Source organism: Mesorhizobium sp. M0030 (genome assembly GCF_040323695.1).
Lineage (GTDB): Bacteria > Pseudomonadota > Alphaproteobacteria > Rhizobiales > Rhizobiaceae > Mesorhizobium.
In genome coordinates, this window is the sequence record NZ_JAMYVE010000010.1 from 1 (window position 1) to 17,279 (window position 17,279).

Genomic DNA, 17,279 nt, shown 5'->3' on the forward strand with positions numbered 1-17,279 from the left:
CGATCAGCACCGCCTGGCTCATGACAACACCGGCTTCACGCACCTTCTCGTAGCGCGCATCGAGGATGAGGTAAGGAAACGGCTCTTGAAGGGGGCGCCTGGCAAAGGCAGCGAGGCTCTCGTCCAGCCGCTTGTTGATGGCCGAGATCGACGAGGCCGAGAAGGCATGGCCGCACAGTTCTTCCGTGATCGCCTTCACCTTGCGGGTCGACACGCCCTGCACATACATCTCCGCCAGTGTCGCCACCAAGGCCCGCTCGGAACGCTGGTAGCGCTCGAACAGCTCGGTGGAGAAGCGCCCGGCCCGGTCCTGCGGAACCCGCAGCTCGAGCTTGCCGACCCGCGTCACAAGGGTACGGCCGTAATAGCCCGAGCGATAGCCAAGCCGTTCGGGCGTGCGCTCGCTCTTCGAGGCACCCAGCGCCTCGTCCATCTCGGCCTCAAGCACCTCCTGCATCACCGCACGGAGCACTTCGTGCAATCCATCCGGGTTCGAAAGCAAAATGTCTTTGACGGCAGCGCTGGCGGTCTTAACTTCAGTCTTGGTCATGGTGGCGTTCCTTCGCGGGAATCAGGTGACGTTGAACATCACCAGCCTGCCATGACCGCCCTCTCTCAGCGAATTTGCAGAACTCTCAGCACACTACCGAGTCTTGTCCGGGTTCATGACGAATGCCTCGCACATTTCAGTTGCGGGCGATCGGCGCTTCGGCGCGCCGGTCACCAGCTATTGCACCAGGTATCGGTCATACTTTTGGATTGGTTCGACGCCTGATTGCGAAACGCAATGTGCGGGTGTCGGCGCTGGAGCCGGGCCACACCCCGCGCGCAGATGTCTGGCCTTTAGAATTCGGTTTCGCGACGTGACGTCAGCGCAGCGGGTGTCGAGGCGCCCGATGCGCTTTCAGTTCTGCAATGCCAGGTCGCGCTATGATCGCGACGATCTGCCTGACGCCTCGGCAGGTTCCTGTTGGCCGGGAGGAAGCGCCCTACCTGCCCCCGCTGCCAGATGTCATTTGGCGGCTTCGACCGCTTCCAGAATGACCGCGGCTACTTCTTTTGGGTGCGACAGCATCGGGACATGGCTGGACGCAATGGTTTTGACATGGGCGTTCATGGTCTTCGCGCTGTCTGCAAGCAGCTTGGGATCGATCATCTGGTCATTCTTGGTGACCACTGCCCAGCTCGGTTTCGACTTCCAAGCCGCCGTCGTCACCTTCTCGTCGAAGTTCCCACCGCGCACTGGGCCTTGTGTGACCGCGATCAGATTGGACTCCGCCTTCGGAACATCCGGAGCGAAGTATTTGGCGATATCGTCGTGCGACAGCGTCAGAAAGCCCCCGGCATCAACCTGCGGGTGCGCCAATCCGGGCGGGGTCGGGTAATTTTTGTTGAGATCGGACGTCGACTGCCCATCGCCAGGAGAGAAAGCGGCGACATAGACCAACGCCTTGACGTGGTCGTCATTGCCGGCCTGGGTAATAACGGTCCCTGCCCAGGAATGGCCGACCAGAATGACAGGGCCTTTTTGCTGCGCGATGGCGCGCTGCGTGGCGGCCACGTCGTCGGCAAGCGAGGTCAGCGGATTTTGAACCGCGACAACGTTCAGGCCCTTTGCCTGAAGCAGTGGAATGACTTTGTCCCAAGACGAGCCGTCGGCGAATGCGCCATGGACAAGAACGACTGTTGTCGGGGCAGTCTGCGCCAGCCCCGGTGTCGAACCGCCGGCGGCAGCCAGGAGCGTGGCTGCTGCAAACATCCCGATGCCTGCTCGCCGAATGCCAAGCTTTGAGATGGCAATCCTTATCATGACCTCTCTCCTTTTCATTTGCTTATGATGCCCAGACAGATGCCCGTTCAAAGAACGAAGTGCCATTGCACGTTGGTATAGCCTATACTTTTGGATTGGGCCTGACAGGCGCGCCTTGGACGTGCCAATGAGGATTGCCCCATCAGCGGCCCCGTCTCGAACACGATCCGCCGGGCATACGGTGCGCGCTTGCGGATCACCGCCGCGAGCAGTTGCGGGTCGGACGCGCACTTGCCCCGCCAAATCCTCTTGCCGCCCTGCCGGATCGATATTGCCGTCTCTTTCATGGATACGTCGAGACCGATATACTGTTCCATGGCTGTCCTCCGTTCGATGCCTGGGCCCGGTGTCGATCGTGAGCCCGTTCTTCATCCTATCGGGGGACAGCCAGCCGGCTAGAGGTTCGAACATCGCCGCCACATCGAAGGTGGCCACCGCTCCCGCGATTACGTCATGTTCGTTCTCCGGCCCCTTTTCAGTCGTTCAATGTCACCTGTGCGGATGGCCGCACCTAGTGCAAAAAGCAAGCGGACGTCGGCGATGAGATTTAGACGATCGCTCGAAGCTGCGCCTTGTTCGCTATTGCCGTTTCGCCAAGCGCACGCCAGCGCCACCGCCGTTTTCCGAAATGAACTCGATGCCCGCCCTTTCCAGGGCACCACGGATCGCATTCCGATTTGCTATTGTGATTGGAGGGACGCCATCCGCAGCTTCTGCGCGCCTAACTGTGGCTACTCCCACGCTCGCCGCATCGGCCAAATCTTCGGCACTCCAACGTATTAATCCTCGCGCTCCTCTGATCTGGGCGCCCATAATTTCTTTCATATCATCTAATTTCAAGTTGATCACTTATGGCTCATGTGATATGAAATCGCTCACATAGTTTTTCTGCTTCCAAAGTTTCATAGGAGCAGGGGCTCACATTTGGACTCGGCTGAGGGACGTGCGTCGGGGGGCATCCCAGCCTGACCACAACCAAGCTTCAGGAAACTCGGATCATGGCTGATTCCGACAATATCACGACTTTGCCTCTCGTCACCCGCCGGGGGGTAGTTGTGGCGGTTGCAGCTACGAGACCTGTCCTTCCGCCAACGGGACATTCAAACCTGAGGATCTAAGAGCCGAACACCTTCACCCTTTTGACCAGCGGACAAGAATTCGACACCTGCTTTTATCAGAGCCGCCTCAATGGCCTGCAAAGTGCTGATCCGGGAATCTACCGTGCCGTTTTCCAACCGGACCAACGCATTCAAAGACACAATTGACTTGTCGGCAAGCTCCTGCTGCGACCAACCAAGCAAAGCCCGTGCGGCTCGAATCTGTCGTGGACTGACCATAAGTCCACAATCGGCAGGCAGATTTTTCTTTGCCACCAATAGGGTAATTTTGAACCCTATAAGGTATTTTTAGTGGCGATTCGACCTGCAGATCACATCGGTGCGAAGAGCCCGGCGCGTAGCGACAGACTCTCTGTTCGGCTGACTAGTGGAGGATCGAAAGGCCTTGTTGAAACAGCAACGCTCCGTCCTCCTTCGGACGGGGCCGAAGCCAAATATCGACAGAGACCCTCATCTCGCCGATCAGCATGTCGGCAGGCAGATTGCGACCGTTCGCGTCCAGTCTGACGTATCGCAAGCCCAGCTTGCCCGATCGATAGGCATCAGCTTCCAGCAGCTCCAGAAATATGAGAACGCGCGGAATCGCGTGAGCGCTTCGATGCTCTACGAGATCGCCAGCTCGCTCGGCGTTCCTGTCAGCCGCTTCTTCGAAGGCCTGCCGGGAAACGATGAGACCCGCGTCGAGGCGCGGCCCCTCCCGGTCGATGAGCGCCTGGATTTCATTGCCAGCGCGGAGGGCCGGCGCCTGATCGAGGGGCTTGTCAAACTTCCGCCGCGTGTGCGCGGTCGCGTCTCGTCCCTAATCACAGCGTTAGGAGAAGAACTGGCCGTGATGGACACAAAGGCGGATAGCGAGACAGCCGGCGAATCCGCGCCGGCTGAATTAAAGACGCCCTGAGGGCAGGCGGCTTGTCAGCCGAATTTTCGTGCAGCGGGCACGGCGATGCGGCCGCAAGCCGAGGACACTTCGATTTCGACCCCGAACGCCCGCGAGCGGGTCGCGAATCCCTCGAGGACCTCTCTCGCCGCGCTTCCCGTCACGGCGACGGGCACCAGTCTGCCTGTTGCCGATCCGAGAGACTGAGGGTCCGAACCGATCGCGACGGGCAAGAGATCTATGCCTGCGAGGTTTCCGCCCGCATCATAGCGGCACGCGGCGACGATGCTTTGCCAGACTTCCGGTGGGTTCCATTCGGTTTCGTCGGGGTGGACGTGGAATAGGAAGTTTCCGAGGCCGTAAAAGATCGGGGAGCCATTGTAGATTTCCACGGCCTGCAGCACCGGAGCGCCGTGGCTGACGAGCAGGTTCGCGCCGGCGTCGATGCACATCCGCGCAAAGGTCTGCACCCAGCGGGGCACGTCCTGCCAACCTGGTTCCCAATGATGGTGGTGCAGATAGGCAATGACGAAATAGCCTTGTGCCGCCGCGTGCCGGATGGCGGACAAATGGACACTCGCGCTCCACTGATCGACTTCGATCAGCCGGCCGAAATCGGCGGCTTGCGTGAACACGGTGCCGTAGAAATTGATCTCCTTGCCGGCCGCCACCTCCATCGGGTCCTCCGGTTGCGCATAGTTGGCCAATTCAAACGGGGAGCTTTGCAAATGAGCGCCCAGCCTTGCCAGTCGCCGGAAATGTCCGTCAGGCACCCCTATCTTGCGAACGGTGTTCAGGCGATTGACGCCGGGCCGAGCCGGCCGGAAGGCCGTTCGGTCTTCGGCATACATGTTGGTCGGGCCGGGGCCTGCATCCATCGCAAGAAGCGCGACCTCGCGCGCGCCCAGCCGGCGGCGACCCGGTTTCCTGGCGTCAGTCTCGTCGGCTCCGATGCCGGCATGCAGGAAACCGCGTGCTTCCACTTCCTCCAGGGTCGAGAGGATACCGCCGGCGCCGAGATCGAAGGCGTGGTTGTTTGCCAGAGCAAGCGCGTTGAAACCGATGGCCTGCAATGCGTCGAGCACTTCAGCCCTGGAATATCCGAAGTATTTGCCCTTGGTCGGCCACCCGCCGTGCTTGCCCAGGATCGTCGACTCGAAGTTGGTAAAGACGACGTCGCCTTGGCGCAGGAAATCCGTAACCGCGATGAAGCGTTCGTCTTTGAGGTCACGGATGTCGTGCTTGATCAGGGATTGGCCGGTAACGACCGCGCAGAACTGGTCTTTCATGGAGCTCGCCTTGAAGGAGGGGAGGGCGCTGGCGTTCCGGCCGGCACCTCGTCAATGTCGAAGTCGGTTGCCTCTATTGCGAGATGGCTGGCGAGATATCGCTTTTGAACCATTTCAGGCTCAGCGCCTTGATCGTTCCATCCTTCGTGGCCGCGTCGATGGCGGCGTTGAACTTGGCGAGCAACTCCGTATCGTCCTTGCGCAAGCCGGCGCCGACGCCCGGCCCCCAGAGCCCGCCATTAAGTTCAGGGCCGAAAAACACCACATCCGAACCGGAAGGCGTCTCCAGAAAATCGCGCCAGGTGAAATAGTCGGCGAGGCCGCCGTCGATGCGACCCGCGGCAAGATCGAGCTTCATGTTGTCCTGGCTGTCATAACTTCGAATGGTCACGACATCGCCCAGCATTTCCTTCACGACTGCTTCCGAATTCGACGAGCGCAGGGCCCCGATCGCCCTGCCGGCGAGTGTCGATCTGAGGCGTTCGATGGTCGCCTTTTCCTTGTCGCCGATGGTCGAAAGGTTGACCTTTTCCTTGGTGTCGCCGGCGACGAGACCCAGGTCCTTGCGCACCACGAACTGGTTGAAGCCGGTGGCGTAGGGGATCGAGAACGCGATCGACTGCTTGCGTTTTTCCGTGATCGCCATGCCAGACATGATCACGTCGAACTTGCCGACAAGCAGTGCCGGGATGATCCCGTCCCAATCCTGCGGGACAAAGGTACATTTGATCTCGATGCGACGACACAGCTCCTGTCCAACATCGATATCGTAACCGTAAAGTTGACCGTTCGCGTCGGTGCCGTCCCAGGGCGGCGAGGCGCCTTCAGCGGCAATCGATATGACGCGCTCGCTTTGCGCGCTCGCCGGGACTGCCGACATCAGGGATACGATAGAAACAGCAATAGCCAGGGGTATGCGCATGATGCACCTCTTCGTTGGTTGGATGGAAAGGGGAGCCCAGAACCTGGGCGTCAGGGCAGGGGGGGCGTCGTGATCTCTGGGTCAGGTAGGGCGGGGCGCAATCGCGCCTTTCGTCGGCGAACCGGATGGCCGTCGGTCGACAGCCATCGCTCCAGCAACTGGATCGCTTTCACCGCGATCGAGGTGAGCGATAGGTAGATCGCTCCGGCGACGATGAAGATTTCGTACGGCGCGAACGTGGTCGACACCATCTGTCTCGCCATGCCGGTGATCTCAAGCAGCGTCACGGTGCTCGCGAGCGACGAGCCCTTGATCATCCCGACGATCTCGTTGCCGTAGGCCGGGAGCGATATCCTGAAAGCGATCGGGAAGGTGACCAGGCGAGCGATCTGGAAGCGTTTCAAGCCGAGAGAAGTGGCCGCCTCGGTGACACCCTTAGGCACGGACTGGAGACCACGGCACAGGATCTCGGTGGTGTGTGCCGCGCTGTTCAGCGAAAATGTCAGAAGGGCACACCAGAAGGGGTCGCGCAGGATCACCCAGAAGATGCTTGTTCGCACCGCCTCGATCTGAGCGAGGCCGTAGTAGAGCAGAAAGAGCTGAACCAGCATCGGCGTTCCGCGGATCACATAGGTGTATGCGAGCACCGCGAGCGAGAAGCCGGGACGTCCGAACGCGCGGATGAAGGCCAGCGGCACGGAAAGAAGAAATCCGGCCGTCAGCGACAAGACCGTCAGGGTCAAAGTGAGACCAACGCCCGAAGGCAAGACAACCACTGCGTCAAATATCAAGCCGAGGTTCATGGGCCTTCCCTCCTACCGGCCGAGAGCCGGATAGCGCCGCTCAGTCAGCCGGATCGACAGCAACGTGACGGTGGTCAGCGAGAGATAGAGAGCGGAGGCCGCAAGGTAGAAAGTCAATGGTGCGCGCAAGGATCCGGCCCCCACATACGCAACGCGCATGATGTCGGTCAGGCCGACGATCGAGACCAGTGCGGTATCCTTGAAGAGCGAAATCCAGAGATTGCCATAGGCAGGCAGCGCCAGCCGCAGCATCTGCGGACCGATGACGAACATCCAGCGCTGCCAGGCGTTCAGCCCAAGCGACTTTGCCGCTTCGGTTTGGCCCGCTGGCACTGCCGCAATCGCGCCGCGAAACACTTCGGTCGCATAACCGCTGAAAATGACCGAGAGCGCGATAACCCCTGCGGTGAATGCGTTCACCTCGACATACCGGCCGGCGATCTTGCTGGCGAGCGTGGTTCCGCCGAAGTAGATGAGCAGGATAACGAGAAGTTCTGGTACACCACGGACGACTGTGGTGTAGGCGGCCACGACCGCGTTGAGGCGCGGCTTTGCCGTGCCCTTCGAAATCGCCAAAAACAGCCCGAATGCCGTACCCAGGCAGCCGCTGACAAGAGCCAGGCTTATGGTCACGGTAAGTGCGACAACAAACTGAGTAGTAAAACCACCCATGGGGCGCTTTCCTCGGCTCGCAATTGCCGCAGGATACGCCGGTCTTTATTGCCGAGACCAAGCCATATAACCCAAGGTTGCGAGTTGTTATATTTCTAATGTGCAGTTAATTTGAGATACTGGCCAATTCTAACGCTTGAAATTACACACTCAATCTATAACTTTTATTATTTTATCTATAACGCGTCGTTATATACTGAGGCAGTTCGTTGCTCCCCAGGTTGGCGTTGTCTGCCGCCGGGTGGTTATCAGGGAAAGGCGCGCAGGGAATGGAGTTGTTGCAGAGCGACCTCAAGCTCCGTCAGCTGAAGGTCTTCCGGGAAGTGTTGCGGGCCGGTTCGACTAGGCGGGCGGCGGTTGCGCTCGGGATAAGCCAGCCGGCCGTCAGTCAACATGTGAAGCAGCTTGAGACCACGCTCGGCATCACACTCTTCAAGAGATCAGCCAACCGCATCGTCCCCTTGCAGGAAGCCTGGGAACTCCTGCGAAACGTAGAACTGGCCCTGACGTCGCTGGATCGCCTGGACGCGTCGATCTTCGCTATGAAGAACGAGGAAAAGCAGCGGATTGCGATTGCCGCGCCCTCTGTTTTCGGTTTCGTGACCTTGCCCAAGGTCGTGGCGATTATCCGCTCACAGACCGCTTCGAATGTCCGGTCGATTTCTGGAAGCTACGAGCAGATCGGCGAACACATCCTGGCCGGCCGCGCCGATCTTGGAATTTCGAGACTGCCTCTGGATCCAGGCTTGTTTGAATGGGCGCCGCTTGGGTCGGCACGAAACGTATGCATTTTTCATCCCGACCACCGCTTTTCAAAACAGACCTGCATCGAGGCGCAAGACCTGGCAGGCGAAACGATCGTCGATATCGATCCCCAGTTTGCCGCCCACCAGATGAACTTCAATGCCTTGCGCTTCGCCGGCGTTGAGCCGGACATACTGGTGGAATTCGATTGCAACGGTCACGAAGCCGGATACGTTTCGGCTGGCCTGGGCATTTCGATCACAAACGAGATCATCGCACGTGAGTACGCGGCGTTTCAGTTGGGAGTAAGGCCAGTGGAACCGTCCGCGCTCTATCACTACGTGGCGATTTGGCAGAGGGGCAGGACCTTTTCCAACGCCTTGAATGTATCGCTCGAGGCGATAATCACAGCGTTTTCGAAGACGCCGACGGGAGAGCAACAGTTTCTCCAGACGTCGTCCTAGCCGGCCATGGTTTATTTCGGTTGGGACGTGCCGCATAAGGCCCAACCGGGAGGCTTTCTGCGAAGTGGCGCGAATGGCTAGCCTGAACGGCCAAACTGATAGCGAGCGCTCCGCGAACGGCTGGATCGACGGCCCCTATCCGGCGCAGATGGTGCCGTTGGCCGTTCCCGAAGCGGTGCAGGAATTGGTGGCTTCCAGTCTAGAAGTCCAGTCTCGCCCAATGGGCGGCCCTACGCCGCCTTAAGCGCAGGCAATTGCGGGATTACTCTCACCAGGCAGGGTGCTCGTCTGGACTGGCACTGGCAATCCGAAAAGCGGACAGACCTCCCAGAGCGCCGGCAGCTTGTTGCAGAGCTTGCGCGCTCCACGCCGTCCTTTCATGGCGCGGCGAAGTTTCTGTGTCGCGCTCGCTGGGCAACAACTCGCCGCTCCCTGGATCCTTGGGGAGCGACGAGCGCGGGTTGCTACCGAACCTTCCGCCGTCGTTGAACTATGCTGGATGAGTCCAGCTACTCCAGATCGATTGCCCGCCGGCTCATGCTGGCGGGCTTTTTGCGTCAGCCGGGAACATTCCCGCTCCAAGGCAGTTCGGTCACACCCGGCTCGTTCTTCAGCGGTCCGGCCGGTGACCAAGATGCGTCCCTCACTCGTCATGGTCGGCCCGCGCAGCCTCGGAAGCAGGCGCGGGCCATCCATCACAAAGCCCGCTGATCCGACCGACGGGCTTCTTCAGTTTCACCACGCAAAGAAAGGCCCGGTCGTGAACTGACCCCATAAAGTTGGACGGTTCATTGAGTTGGTAGGTTTAATGGCTGGTTCCTGTATTGCACAGGGGCCAGCCCTTTCAAGCCTAGATTCCAATTTCCGGAACCATTCAGCGCCATGGATACACGCTCTGCGGGGTGGCTGATCAAGAGCCGATCTGCGCTCACATCATACTTGACGCATCCTCCCCGGGGGGATACCGGTGGGCATGTCCGAAGGCATCCATAGTTCTCATCCGGCTATCGTGAAGCGCTTAAAGCGCGCACAGGGGCATCTTGCATCCGTGCTTGGCATGTTCGAGGCGCAGCGATCCTGCCTGGACCTGGCGCAGCAACTCCATGCAGTGGAGAGCGCCATCAGCAGCGCAAAGCGAGAACTGATCCACGATCATATCGAACATTGTCTGATCGACACGGAAGCGGGAGGCAACTCGCTGGCAGAGCTCAAGCAACTGGCGAAATACCTATGACCAGTATCGGCGCACGCGTCTTGGATTGGTTCGGCTTCGGGTCACATGATCATGACGCGCATGCTCATGACGATGGCTCGCACGGCCATACGCACGGGGTCATCGACGCAACGATTGCAACCACTGACCGCGGCATCTGGGCCATCAAATGGTCGTTCGTCATCTTGGCCATGACGGCGGCATTGCAGATGGCCGTGGTGTTGGTGTCACGCAGCGTGGCGCTGTTGGCCGATACGATCCACAACATAGGCGACGCCACAACCGCCATTCCGCTCTGGATCGCATTCATGCTGGCACGACGCAAGCCGTCACGGACCTTCAGCTACGGCCTTGGCAGGGTAGAGGATCTGGCCGGTATCATTATCGTGCTGATCATTCTGTTCAGCGCCATCGTCGCCGGGTACCAGGCTATCGAGCGCCTGGTCAGTCCGCAGGCAGTGACTCATCTCGGTTGGCTGACCGCGGCGGGCATTGTCGGCTTCCTCGGGAATGAGGCCGTCGCGGTGTTTCGCATCCGTATCGGCAGGGAAATCAACAGTGCGGCGCTCGTCGCCGACGGCTACCATGCCCGCACCGACGGGCTTACCAGCCTTGCAGTGGTCATCGGCGCCATGGGCGTCTGGCTCGGATTTCCACTGGCCGATCCGATCATCGGGCTTCTCATCACGGTCGCTATATTCGGTATCGTCTGGCAATCGGCGCGCTCAGTGCTCACCCGCATGCTCGACGGCGTCGAGCCGGGCGTGATGGCCGAAATTCAGCATGCCGCTGCGCATGTGCAGGGTGCTCGCGTTGTCGACGCCAAGGCCCGCTGGATTGGCCACAAGTTGCATGCCGACATCGCTATTGCAGCCGACGGAACCTTGCCTCTCTCAGAGGCAAACAAGATCACGGCGGCGCTGGAGAACGAACTGTTCGAACACATGCCGGCGCTCGCAGCTGCCAACATCCGGTTTTCGACCGACCAAGGTGAGCACGAGCATCCGCACTCTCATGATCAGGGCGAACATCACGGCCACCAGCACTGACAACTGCCGGAAACCACTCGCTTTTGCCGGTCTCGGCTGATGTTCCAGGCGCTTGTCGAATTTCAGCGCTCCATATACCTGGCGCTCGCAGATCAGATAAAGCTGCTGTCAGTTGGCGGTGATTGGCTTGCGTTCCTTGCCTTTCTGCCGATGGGCCTCCTGTTCGGTGCGGCACATGCTCTGACGCCCGGCCACAGTAAGGCTGTCTTGGCGACTTACCTTGCAGGTTCGGATGCGAAGGTTTCGCGCGGCCTCCTGGTGTCGATTACGCTGTCCTTCACTCACGTGGCGACAGCGGTGCTGATCGCCGTATTCTCCCTGCCGCTCGTCTCGATTGCATTGGGCAGCGTTGGACGCGCACCACTGCTTGAGGGTGTGAGTCGCGGTCTGCTCGGGCTGATCGGCGTCTGGATGCTTTGGCGTTCGGTGAGCCACGGCCACCATCACAAGCATGAGGGCGAGGCCGTTGGAGTCATGGCCGGTTTGATTCCGTGCCCGCTGACCCTTTTTGTCATGACCTTCGCGATTTCCAGAGGGGTGCCGGGAGCTGGAATTCTGTTCGCAATCACCATGATGGTGGGCGTGGCCCTAACGCTGTCCAGCGTGGCGGTACTGTCGATCTTGTTTCGGGAGCACCTGGTGCATTTTTTCGACAGCAGGCCACGGCTGTTCGATACCATATCGCGAGCAATCGAAGGCGCAGCGGGCCTTGCCCTCGCCAGCGTAGCGGTCTGGCAACTTACAGCCGGATAGAGCCACAGCTGTCCACAGACCCTCTCCTTTCTTAGGAAAAGGCGATGAGAAGCTGCGGCACGCAAGGCTGCTGGAATTCTGGGAGGATGATGGAAATGGCCGTGCCTAAGAAATAGCGCGCCACCTACGCCTGGATGTACGGCGCCCAAGCGCGCAAGGATGGCAAGGAGCGTGAGGCGCCAGCTTACTGGCAGGAACATGCCGATGCGTGGCTGCAGGGCTTTGACGGTGTGGCGATGGCTGGTTTTGGTAAGACCAAGACCGTCAAAGACGAGATGGAAGCCGAGGTCGACGAAGCCGCCGTCGAGCGGCCCGCCGAATAGCCATTTTGCCGTATGCTGTATGGTCGTTTTTGATTGAAGAAAGGGCTTCGTTGGGCCTATAGAGATTGCGTTTACCATTGCCTTTTTGGGAGGATGCGATGGTTGCAACGCCCATAGAAATCGCTCAAGCCGCTACTGCGACTACGGCCACCTTGCTGAAGTGGCAGAAGTCCATGGAGGAACGCGCCACGTTTCGCCAGAACATGGATCAATCGCGCAGGGCGATACAAGCCTCACGCGATCTGCTGAAGCGCCTTCGCCAACGTCATCGCGACGACATGGCGGAAAGTTCGGAAAATGCCAACCCGTCTACTGCGCCGATATCGCAACGCGCCGGCAGCTAGCGGGAGGCGACCAGAGCCGATGTGATGGGTAAAGTTTCACTGGCCGTTCCTTGGGTGGGCAGGCAAGTTAAACTTTGTCAACGAGCGGCCTTTTTCGCGCTCGCGGAAGCGCCACGTGGCTTTCGACCAGGCGCACGTGCTCGGCGTCGACAGTCACCAATGGCCGGAGGCTGACGGTTACCTTGTCCCCGTCGATGCGTGTGACAGGGCCGATCAATTCCATATGCTGGCCAATTACAGCCTTCGAAGTCGAATCGACAACAGAATGCGGGAAGTCGTAGGAGGGGATCGTCACGCTTATGCGATCGGGCGTCACGCGGCCGCGCACAATCGCCGTGACTGCGACCTCGTTGCCAACTTTGATAGTTCCCCGAGCCATGCCCAAGACTTTGGAGCAGCCGGCGCCAGCGTCAAGATGAGGGGGAGCTAATAAAACCCCTCCGCGCCGCGATGCAACATCCAGCGCTAATGCGGATTCCACCTTGAAAGATCGATTCCCCAGGTCTTATAATCCGTAATTAGCCTGTTGGAGGTGGAAGGAACTGCGATGGGCGGCACAGTTCAGAACACAAACTCAGACAGTGTGGAGTGGCCGAAGCCTGCTGAGAACGGCTGGTCCGCGTTATAGAGAAGGGCAAGGAAGACAGCTGATCGAGCTCGAATCTTATGCCATGGCCTCTGCGGAAGGCCAACGGATCCGTCTAATCTCGAGAAGTTCGGTCGCGAGGCTTTGCCGGTCCTGTCCCATTCCACTGGATGAACTGCGCGACGTACCTTTAGAATTCCAATGCCCCTCCTGTTCACGCCGTATGGTGAGAAGGGGATCCTGGCTGAAAACGATTGCCGGTTTCAAATGCGATAGTTGCAGGTCCAGAGTGCGGATCGGCTACGAAGAGAAGCTGGCCATATTCGAGCGGCACCTTAGAAAGGTGAGCGCCAGCACAAAGTCAGTGAACAACCGCCCTTGTTAGCGGCCGCTTTAGAGATCGGGTGCAGTGGGTACACGGGCTTTTCCCCGCTATCCTTTTTTCTCCCGGCCCCGCCACCGTCTATTATCGGCGGCTAGGCCGCTATCACCTTCTGAGCGGGCTAGCGATGGAGTGCCTTGGACGGTGAAAACGATTCCGGCATCCTCAAACGCTTTGCGGATGGCGGCGATGTTGTGGGGACGCGGTTTCCTGTATCCGTTCTCAAAAGCGCTGATCACCATCTCGCTAAGATTGGCCTTGGCGGCAAGTCGCACACGCGGCCAGTTCAGTAGGGCTCGTGCTGCTCTGACTTGATCTGCTGAGAGTACGGTTCGGCTGTCCATAGCCAGTCGAACATTTAGTATCGCTAAACTGTTCCCCTTGACCTTCTGCGATTTCTAACGGTGTGAGGCCGGCCTGTCGCAAGCCGTCATCGATTGTGGCTGCAACCTTTCGGACGGTTGTTACCTCGGCACCAACAAGACGTGCTGCCTGCATTCTTGCTTGGAGATCAGCCAAGCGGGCAACCAGGGCTTGCGTCCTCTCGAGTTCAGGGTTCGTCATGTTCATTGTCCAGCTGAGTGGCAATTCGATTTGTCCGGCTGAGTATCGTTTGAATGCACACACTCGCCACCCAAGGGTGGCGAGCGTGGGTTCGTTCGAAATCTCAGTCGTAAACTTTCACGATCTTGCGGGTACCCGGATCGACCAGGACCGTGCGGTTGTCGACCACCACGTAACGGTATTTGACGTTCGGGACCTCGTGGATCTCCACAGTTTCCGGCAGAGCTGTCCCGACGTTCAATTCCACGCCGGGAAGGTTCACCGAAGCCAAGGGCTGCTTCTTAACATACTCACGGATGACCGTGTCCTGTTCCGGCTGGATGATAATGTCGTCAGCGGCGGCGGAGCCGATCCCCGCCAAGAGCAACATGGCTGCGGCGGTGTTCACAAAGTGCATCTTCATATCTTCTCTCCTGCAAGGACCGGCACACGACGACCATCGTCCCGCACTGCCCGGCAACCAACTTTGAACCGGGGTAAACGTTCCCGCCTACGCACCTTTGTCTAATCCGATTGGTCTAAAGTCCGACCGTACAACGCAATGGTCTTACCTTTGGACTAGGCGGAACGGATTAGGGCTTCAGCTTGTTGTTTCTCCACAACGGGAGAGAACAAATGGATCAAAGTGTTGGCCAGGCGCGATGGTTGCTCGCACCGATTTTTGCAACAGCCGTTACCTTTCTGGTAATGGCGGTCGTCCTTAGCTGACATGTCTTGGATCGGCGCAGCCAGGTCCCTTCCTGCGCTGATAGGATTCGCGAGTTGCTTGAGCGGCTGGCAAATCCTCTATTTTACCGTGCGCTGGGCCTGCTCCTTCAGCAGGCGGGGCGCTTCGTTCAGCTCATGTAACTTGGGAGGTTTACTATGGATCGGCGATCCTTTTTGACAGCGATATTTGGCGTTGCAGGGGCAGCAGCCTTTGCAAGCGCGGTCCGGCCTATCAACGCATTGGCCGGTGTTCCAGCGGCAAAAAGCGGCATTCTCGAAGAACTCGACGCGCCAGACGCCTTCGACAACGAAGGTACTCACGCGGAAGTGGAGCCGGTCAACCATCGGCGCTACTACGACCAAGATTACGACCCAGACTACGACCCAGATTACTACCACCGGCGCCGCCGCCGCCGGCGCGGCTGGAGAAGAGTCTGCCGTAGTTACTGGCGACACGGGCGCCGTCGGGTCCGGTGCTATCGCCGACGTGGTCCTTCGGTCGTCTTGCGATTTTAGCTAGTCGGCTGCTTCTGCTCATGGCCCGTTCCGGCTGACGTGCTGAGAACGGGCCGGTGCTGCCTCACGGTGGCTGGCTTCAGTTTTTGTGTGGCACGATGTAGCGACTGCTCACCGCACCCGCCCCTGTGCCCCGCGTGACGACAATCGTGCTATACCCGGCTGGAAGGGAACCTGTAGCGGAGGGATCAATCGAACTGCATCGCCCCACGATCTCCCCGTTGGGAGCGCCCTCGAGCCTCACGGCTAACGCTAACTGGCATGTCTCAAGGGATCCGAACATGGACGGTGATGTATCGAGTGGCTTGCAGACTCCCTGGGCGGGACTGCAAGAAAGCAAAATCATCACAGCTGCAGTTGCCGGATCCATTCGTGAAGCTCCGTTGTTCGACGAGCCTCAACGCGGAATAGCGAGCTTTGTTTCGCAGGTGCTAAAATATGAGTTTTCTGGTCTGGCTCACGGTGGCGGACTTTTCATTGTCACAGCTTTCGCCTCTCAATTGTCGATCCCGAACGGTAAAACAGCCATCCGACGAGACACACCGAGAGGATTGCGATGGCCAGAAGGATGCCGCCGGCAATGTTCACCATCAACATGAAATCCATCGGACCTCTCCCTCTTATATGCCGACAGTCGGAAACTCGTGAAATCAACATGGGTGAACAGGTTGCGAACATGCTGCTACGGTTTTTGCAGAGCCACGGGATGAGACGAGACGGACCAGCACGACAGGGACTAGCTCTCGTCGCAACAAATTGACACACAAGGACTCGACGGAGTCGAACGGCAAGGGCAGGGACGCCATCAAGCGAATTTCAAAACCGGTGCCTTGGCCGACGGGTAATCGCTGATAACATCAAGGTATGCCCTGAGGTGACGTCACAAGGCAGTGTGCTGGGTGCCGATTGGGCGGGCGGGTTGTATGATGCCCGGCGTATTGGCCGGTTTAGAATGGAAGCTTGATTTCGCCGACCGAGAGAGGCCTACCGGCCGCTATGAGCGCCGCAACCGTCTCTCTGTCCTGTTGCCGGCGCTTCACGAGGCCGTTCAGCACCCTGTCGAGAGATATCGCGCCGGCGCCGGCTACGGCCAGGACGAACATGCCGCCCGCTTTGGCGAGATCCTTTTCGAAATGCAGCAATTTCACGACCATATCGCATCCGCAGCGCATGAGGTTTCTTGATCCCGACCGGGGCAGCACCTTGCGGTAGACAGGTGAGTCAGCCGGCCGCAGGCGGCCGACCTCTCGCCTTCCAGAGGTCCTGGAATGCGCCGACCGACCCCGTCGTGCTCGTCAATGTGTAGGTTTGCAGTGTGGTGTTCCTTCAAGGTCAATCAGCAGCTTATGCATGGAGGACCACGGCAAGCGGCGTTTTATTCCCGGACAGCGCAATTTCTGTCTCGGCAATGTGATTGGTCCGGGCGCCTCGTTTTTTTAACGCTCTTTGGCCCGCAACATCGGCCGTCCAGTTCGGGAATATCGGGGCCTTTCAAGAATTCGGATATTATGAGAGCAGCGACGCGTCGGGCGACGAAGGGGGAAACAACTTCGCAGTCTCGTGCGACAGCGGCAAAGCTGCCTTCCTCAGCAGCGTCGAGTAAGTGGCGGAGCAGGCTTTGTGTCCTGTCACTGTAGCCAATTTCCACCCGAGCCGAGAGGAGGCGCCTGGCTCAGCGTCTGCTTGCCGGCATCCTGTGTGGGGCGGGAGCGCGGGGGGCAGTCCAGGCGACCGGCAGGCAACACTCGCGTCTGTCTATCGCGGCGATGGGAGCCTCGTCGAGTTCAGCAGCGTTGTGGAAGCAGTCCGCTGCGCGCGTCAAAACGCTATTGCTAAGCACAATGCCGGGGTGCCCGATGATCGTCGCATTGAGTTCCGGATTGGCATTCATCTGGGTGACGTCGTGCAGGAGCACGATGGCGACCTGATGGGTAGTGGCGTCAACATCGCCGAGGGTATCCGGGTTGCCCGGGCGTAGCGGCTTTGAAGCCGCCGATTACAAGTATTCTCGCCCTGTGGCCGCCGATTCTGCGAATTAAGGATTGGACGAATAGGCATGGGGGAAAAAGGCCGTTATTCTAAGCCTCATTCACCCTCGATGCAGGAATAACGAGATCACGGAGTAGGAAAATCGCATGCTGT

18 protein-coding genes and 3 pseudogenes are annotated in these 17,279 nt (G+C 59.1%); 9 read left to right on the forward strand and 12 right to left on the reverse strand.

The genetic code is table 11. From position 1 onward, the window contains the following. From NKJ80_RS19790 to NKJ80_RS19810, 5 genes and pseudogenes are all read right to left on the reverse strand, one after another. The coding region (locus NKJ80_RS19790; protein ID WP_352498168.1) for an IS256 family transposase at window positions 1–550 on the reverse strand (550 nt) is incomplete at its 3' end. Between the two features lie 462 nt (window positions 551–1,012). Then, entirely contained in the window at window positions 1,013–1,810 is a 798-nt protein-coding gene (locus NKJ80_RS19795) for an alpha/beta fold hydrolase (RefSeq protein WP_156936044.1), read from the reverse strand. Window positions 1,811–1,953: 143 nt separating this feature from the next. Further along, a pseudogene (locus NKJ80_RS19800) lies at window positions 1,954–2,127 on the reverse strand (IS110 family transposase); the annotation flags it as partial. A 262-nt stretch (window positions 2,128–2,389) separates the two neighbouring features. Next, entirely contained in the window at window positions 2,390–2,635 is a 246-nt protein-coding gene (locus tag NKJ80_RS19805; RefSeq protein ID WP_023804518.1) for a hypothetical protein, read from the reverse strand. Between the two features lie 275 nt (window positions 2,636–2,910). Then, a complete protein-coding gene (locus NKJ80_RS19810) occupies window positions 2,911–3,183 on the reverse strand; it encodes a helix-turn-helix domain-containing protein (protein ID WP_348524314.1) in 273 nt (90 codons plus the stop codon). Between the two features lie 130 nt (window positions 3,184–3,313). On the opposite strand from NKJ80_RS19810, the gene NKJ80_RS19815 reads away from it, so the two are divergent. Further along, on the forward strand, window positions 3,314–3,826 hold the full coding sequence (locus tag NKJ80_RS19815; protein ID WP_081740608.1) for a helix-turn-helix domain-containing protein: 513 nt from the start codon (window positions 3,314–3,316) through the stop codon (window positions 3,824–3,826). 14 nt (window positions 3,827–3,840) lie between these two features. Here the strand turns inward: NKJ80_RS19815 and NKJ80_RS19820 are convergent, their stop codons facing one another. The 4 genes from NKJ80_RS19820 to NKJ80_RS19835 form a co-directional block, all read right to left on the reverse strand. Then, a complete protein-coding gene (locus tag NKJ80_RS19820) occupies window positions 3,841–5,094 on the reverse strand; it encodes a CapA family protein (protein ID WP_023690244.1) in 1,254 nt (417 codons plus the stop codon). Between the two features lie 73 nt (window positions 5,095–5,167). After that, on the reverse strand, window positions 5,168–6,016 hold the full coding sequence (locus NKJ80_RS19825; protein ID WP_023690243.1) for a transporter substrate-binding domain-containing protein: 849 nt from the start codon (window positions 6,014–6,016) through the stop codon (window positions 5,168–5,170). Between the two features lie 50 nt (window positions 6,017–6,066). Next, window positions 6,067–6,819: an ABC transporter permease gene (locus NKJ80_RS19830; RefSeq protein WP_023690242.1), complete on the reverse strand. Its 753-nt coding sequence runs from the start codon at window positions 6,817–6,819 to the stop codon at window positions 6,067–6,069. A 12-nt stretch (window positions 6,820–6,831) separates the two neighbouring features. Next, on the reverse strand, window positions 6,832–7,491 hold the full coding sequence (locus NKJ80_RS19835; protein ID WP_023683618.1) for an ABC transporter permease: 660 nt from the start codon (window positions 7,489–7,491) through the stop codon (window positions 6,832–6,834). Window positions 7,492–7,760: 269 nt separating this feature from the next. Between NKJ80_RS19835 and NKJ80_RS19840 the strand changes: the two genes are divergently transcribed. From NKJ80_RS19840 to NKJ80_RS19865, 6 genes are all read left to right on the forward strand, one after another. Continuing rightward, the gene (locus tag NKJ80_RS19840) at window positions 7,761–8,699 is read left to right on the forward strand and encodes a LysR family transcriptional regulator (protein WP_352498169.1); all 939 of its coding nucleotides are present in this window, start codon (window positions 7,761–7,763) and stop codon (window positions 8,697–8,699) included. 973 nt (window positions 8,700–9,672) lie between these two features. After that, window positions 9,673–9,933 carry a metal-sensing transcriptional repressor gene (locus tag NKJ80_RS19845; RefSeq protein WP_023684828.1) on the forward strand — a complete coding sequence of 87 codons (261 nt, stop codon included), beginning with the start codon at window positions 9,673–9,675 and terminating at the stop codon, window positions 9,931–9,933. Then, window positions 9,930–10,961, forward strand: a complete 1,032-nt coding sequence (locus NKJ80_RS19850) for a cation diffusion facilitator family transporter (RefSeq protein ID WP_023694080.1) — start codon at window positions 9,930–9,932, stop codon at window positions 10,959–10,961. Before NKJ80_RS19845 ends, NKJ80_RS19850 begins: the two co-directional genes overlap by 4 nt. Before the next feature lie 39 nt (window positions 10,962–11,000). Continuing rightward, complete coding sequence (locus NKJ80_RS19855) at window positions 11,001–11,714, forward strand: HoxN/HupN/NixA family nickel/cobalt transporter (RefSeq protein WP_023690239.1); 714 nt, start codon at window positions 11,001–11,003, stop codon at window positions 11,712–11,714. 134 nt (window positions 11,715–11,848) lie between these two features. Continuing rightward, the gene (locus NKJ80_RS19860) at window positions 11,849–12,037 is read left to right on the forward strand and encodes a hypothetical protein (protein WP_023699951.1); all 189 of its coding nucleotides are present in this window, start codon (window positions 11,849–11,851) and stop codon (window positions 12,035–12,037) included. 98 nt (window positions 12,038–12,135) lie between these two features. Further along, window positions 12,136–12,381, forward strand: coding sequence for a hypothetical protein (locus NKJ80_RS19865; RefSeq protein ID WP_023723634.1), 246 nt, complete (start codon window positions 12,136–12,138; stop codon window positions 12,379–12,381). 1,018 nt (window positions 12,382–13,399) lie between these two features. Here the strand turns inward: NKJ80_RS19865 and NKJ80_RS19870 are convergent. Next, a complete protein-coding gene (locus NKJ80_RS19870) occupies window positions 13,400–13,693 on the reverse strand; it encodes a helix-turn-helix domain-containing protein (RefSeq protein WP_081731668.1) in 294 nt (97 codons plus the stop codon). 323 nt (window positions 13,694–14,016) lie between these two features. After that, window positions 14,017–14,316, reverse strand: coding sequence for a DUF1236 domain-containing protein (locus NKJ80_RS19875; RefSeq protein ID WP_023669226.1), 300 nt, complete (start codon window positions 14,314–14,316; stop codon window positions 14,017–14,019). A gap of 1,102 nt (window positions 14,317–15,418) precedes the next feature. Here NKJ80_RS19875 and NKJ80_RS19880 point away from each other — a divergent pair. Continuing rightward, on the forward strand, window positions 15,419–15,736 hold the full coding sequence (locus tag NKJ80_RS19880; RefSeq protein WP_352498170.1) for a hypothetical protein: 318 nt from the start codon (window positions 15,419–15,421) through the stop codon (window positions 15,734–15,736). Between the two features lie 348 nt (window positions 15,737–16,084). On the opposite strand, the pseudogene NKJ80_RS19885 reads toward NKJ80_RS19880, so the two are convergent. Next, window positions 16,085–16,282 (reverse strand): annotated as a pseudogene (locus tag NKJ80_RS19885) (DoxX family protein); the annotation flags it as partial. A 617-nt stretch (window positions 16,283–16,899) separates the two neighbouring features. Here NKJ80_RS19885 and NKJ80_RS19890 point away from each other — a divergent pair. Beyond that, window positions 16,900–17,112: pseudogene (locus NKJ80_RS19890) on the forward strand (nucleotidyl cyclase domain-containing protein); the annotation flags it as partial. Window positions 17,113–17,279: the final 167 nt, after the last annotated feature.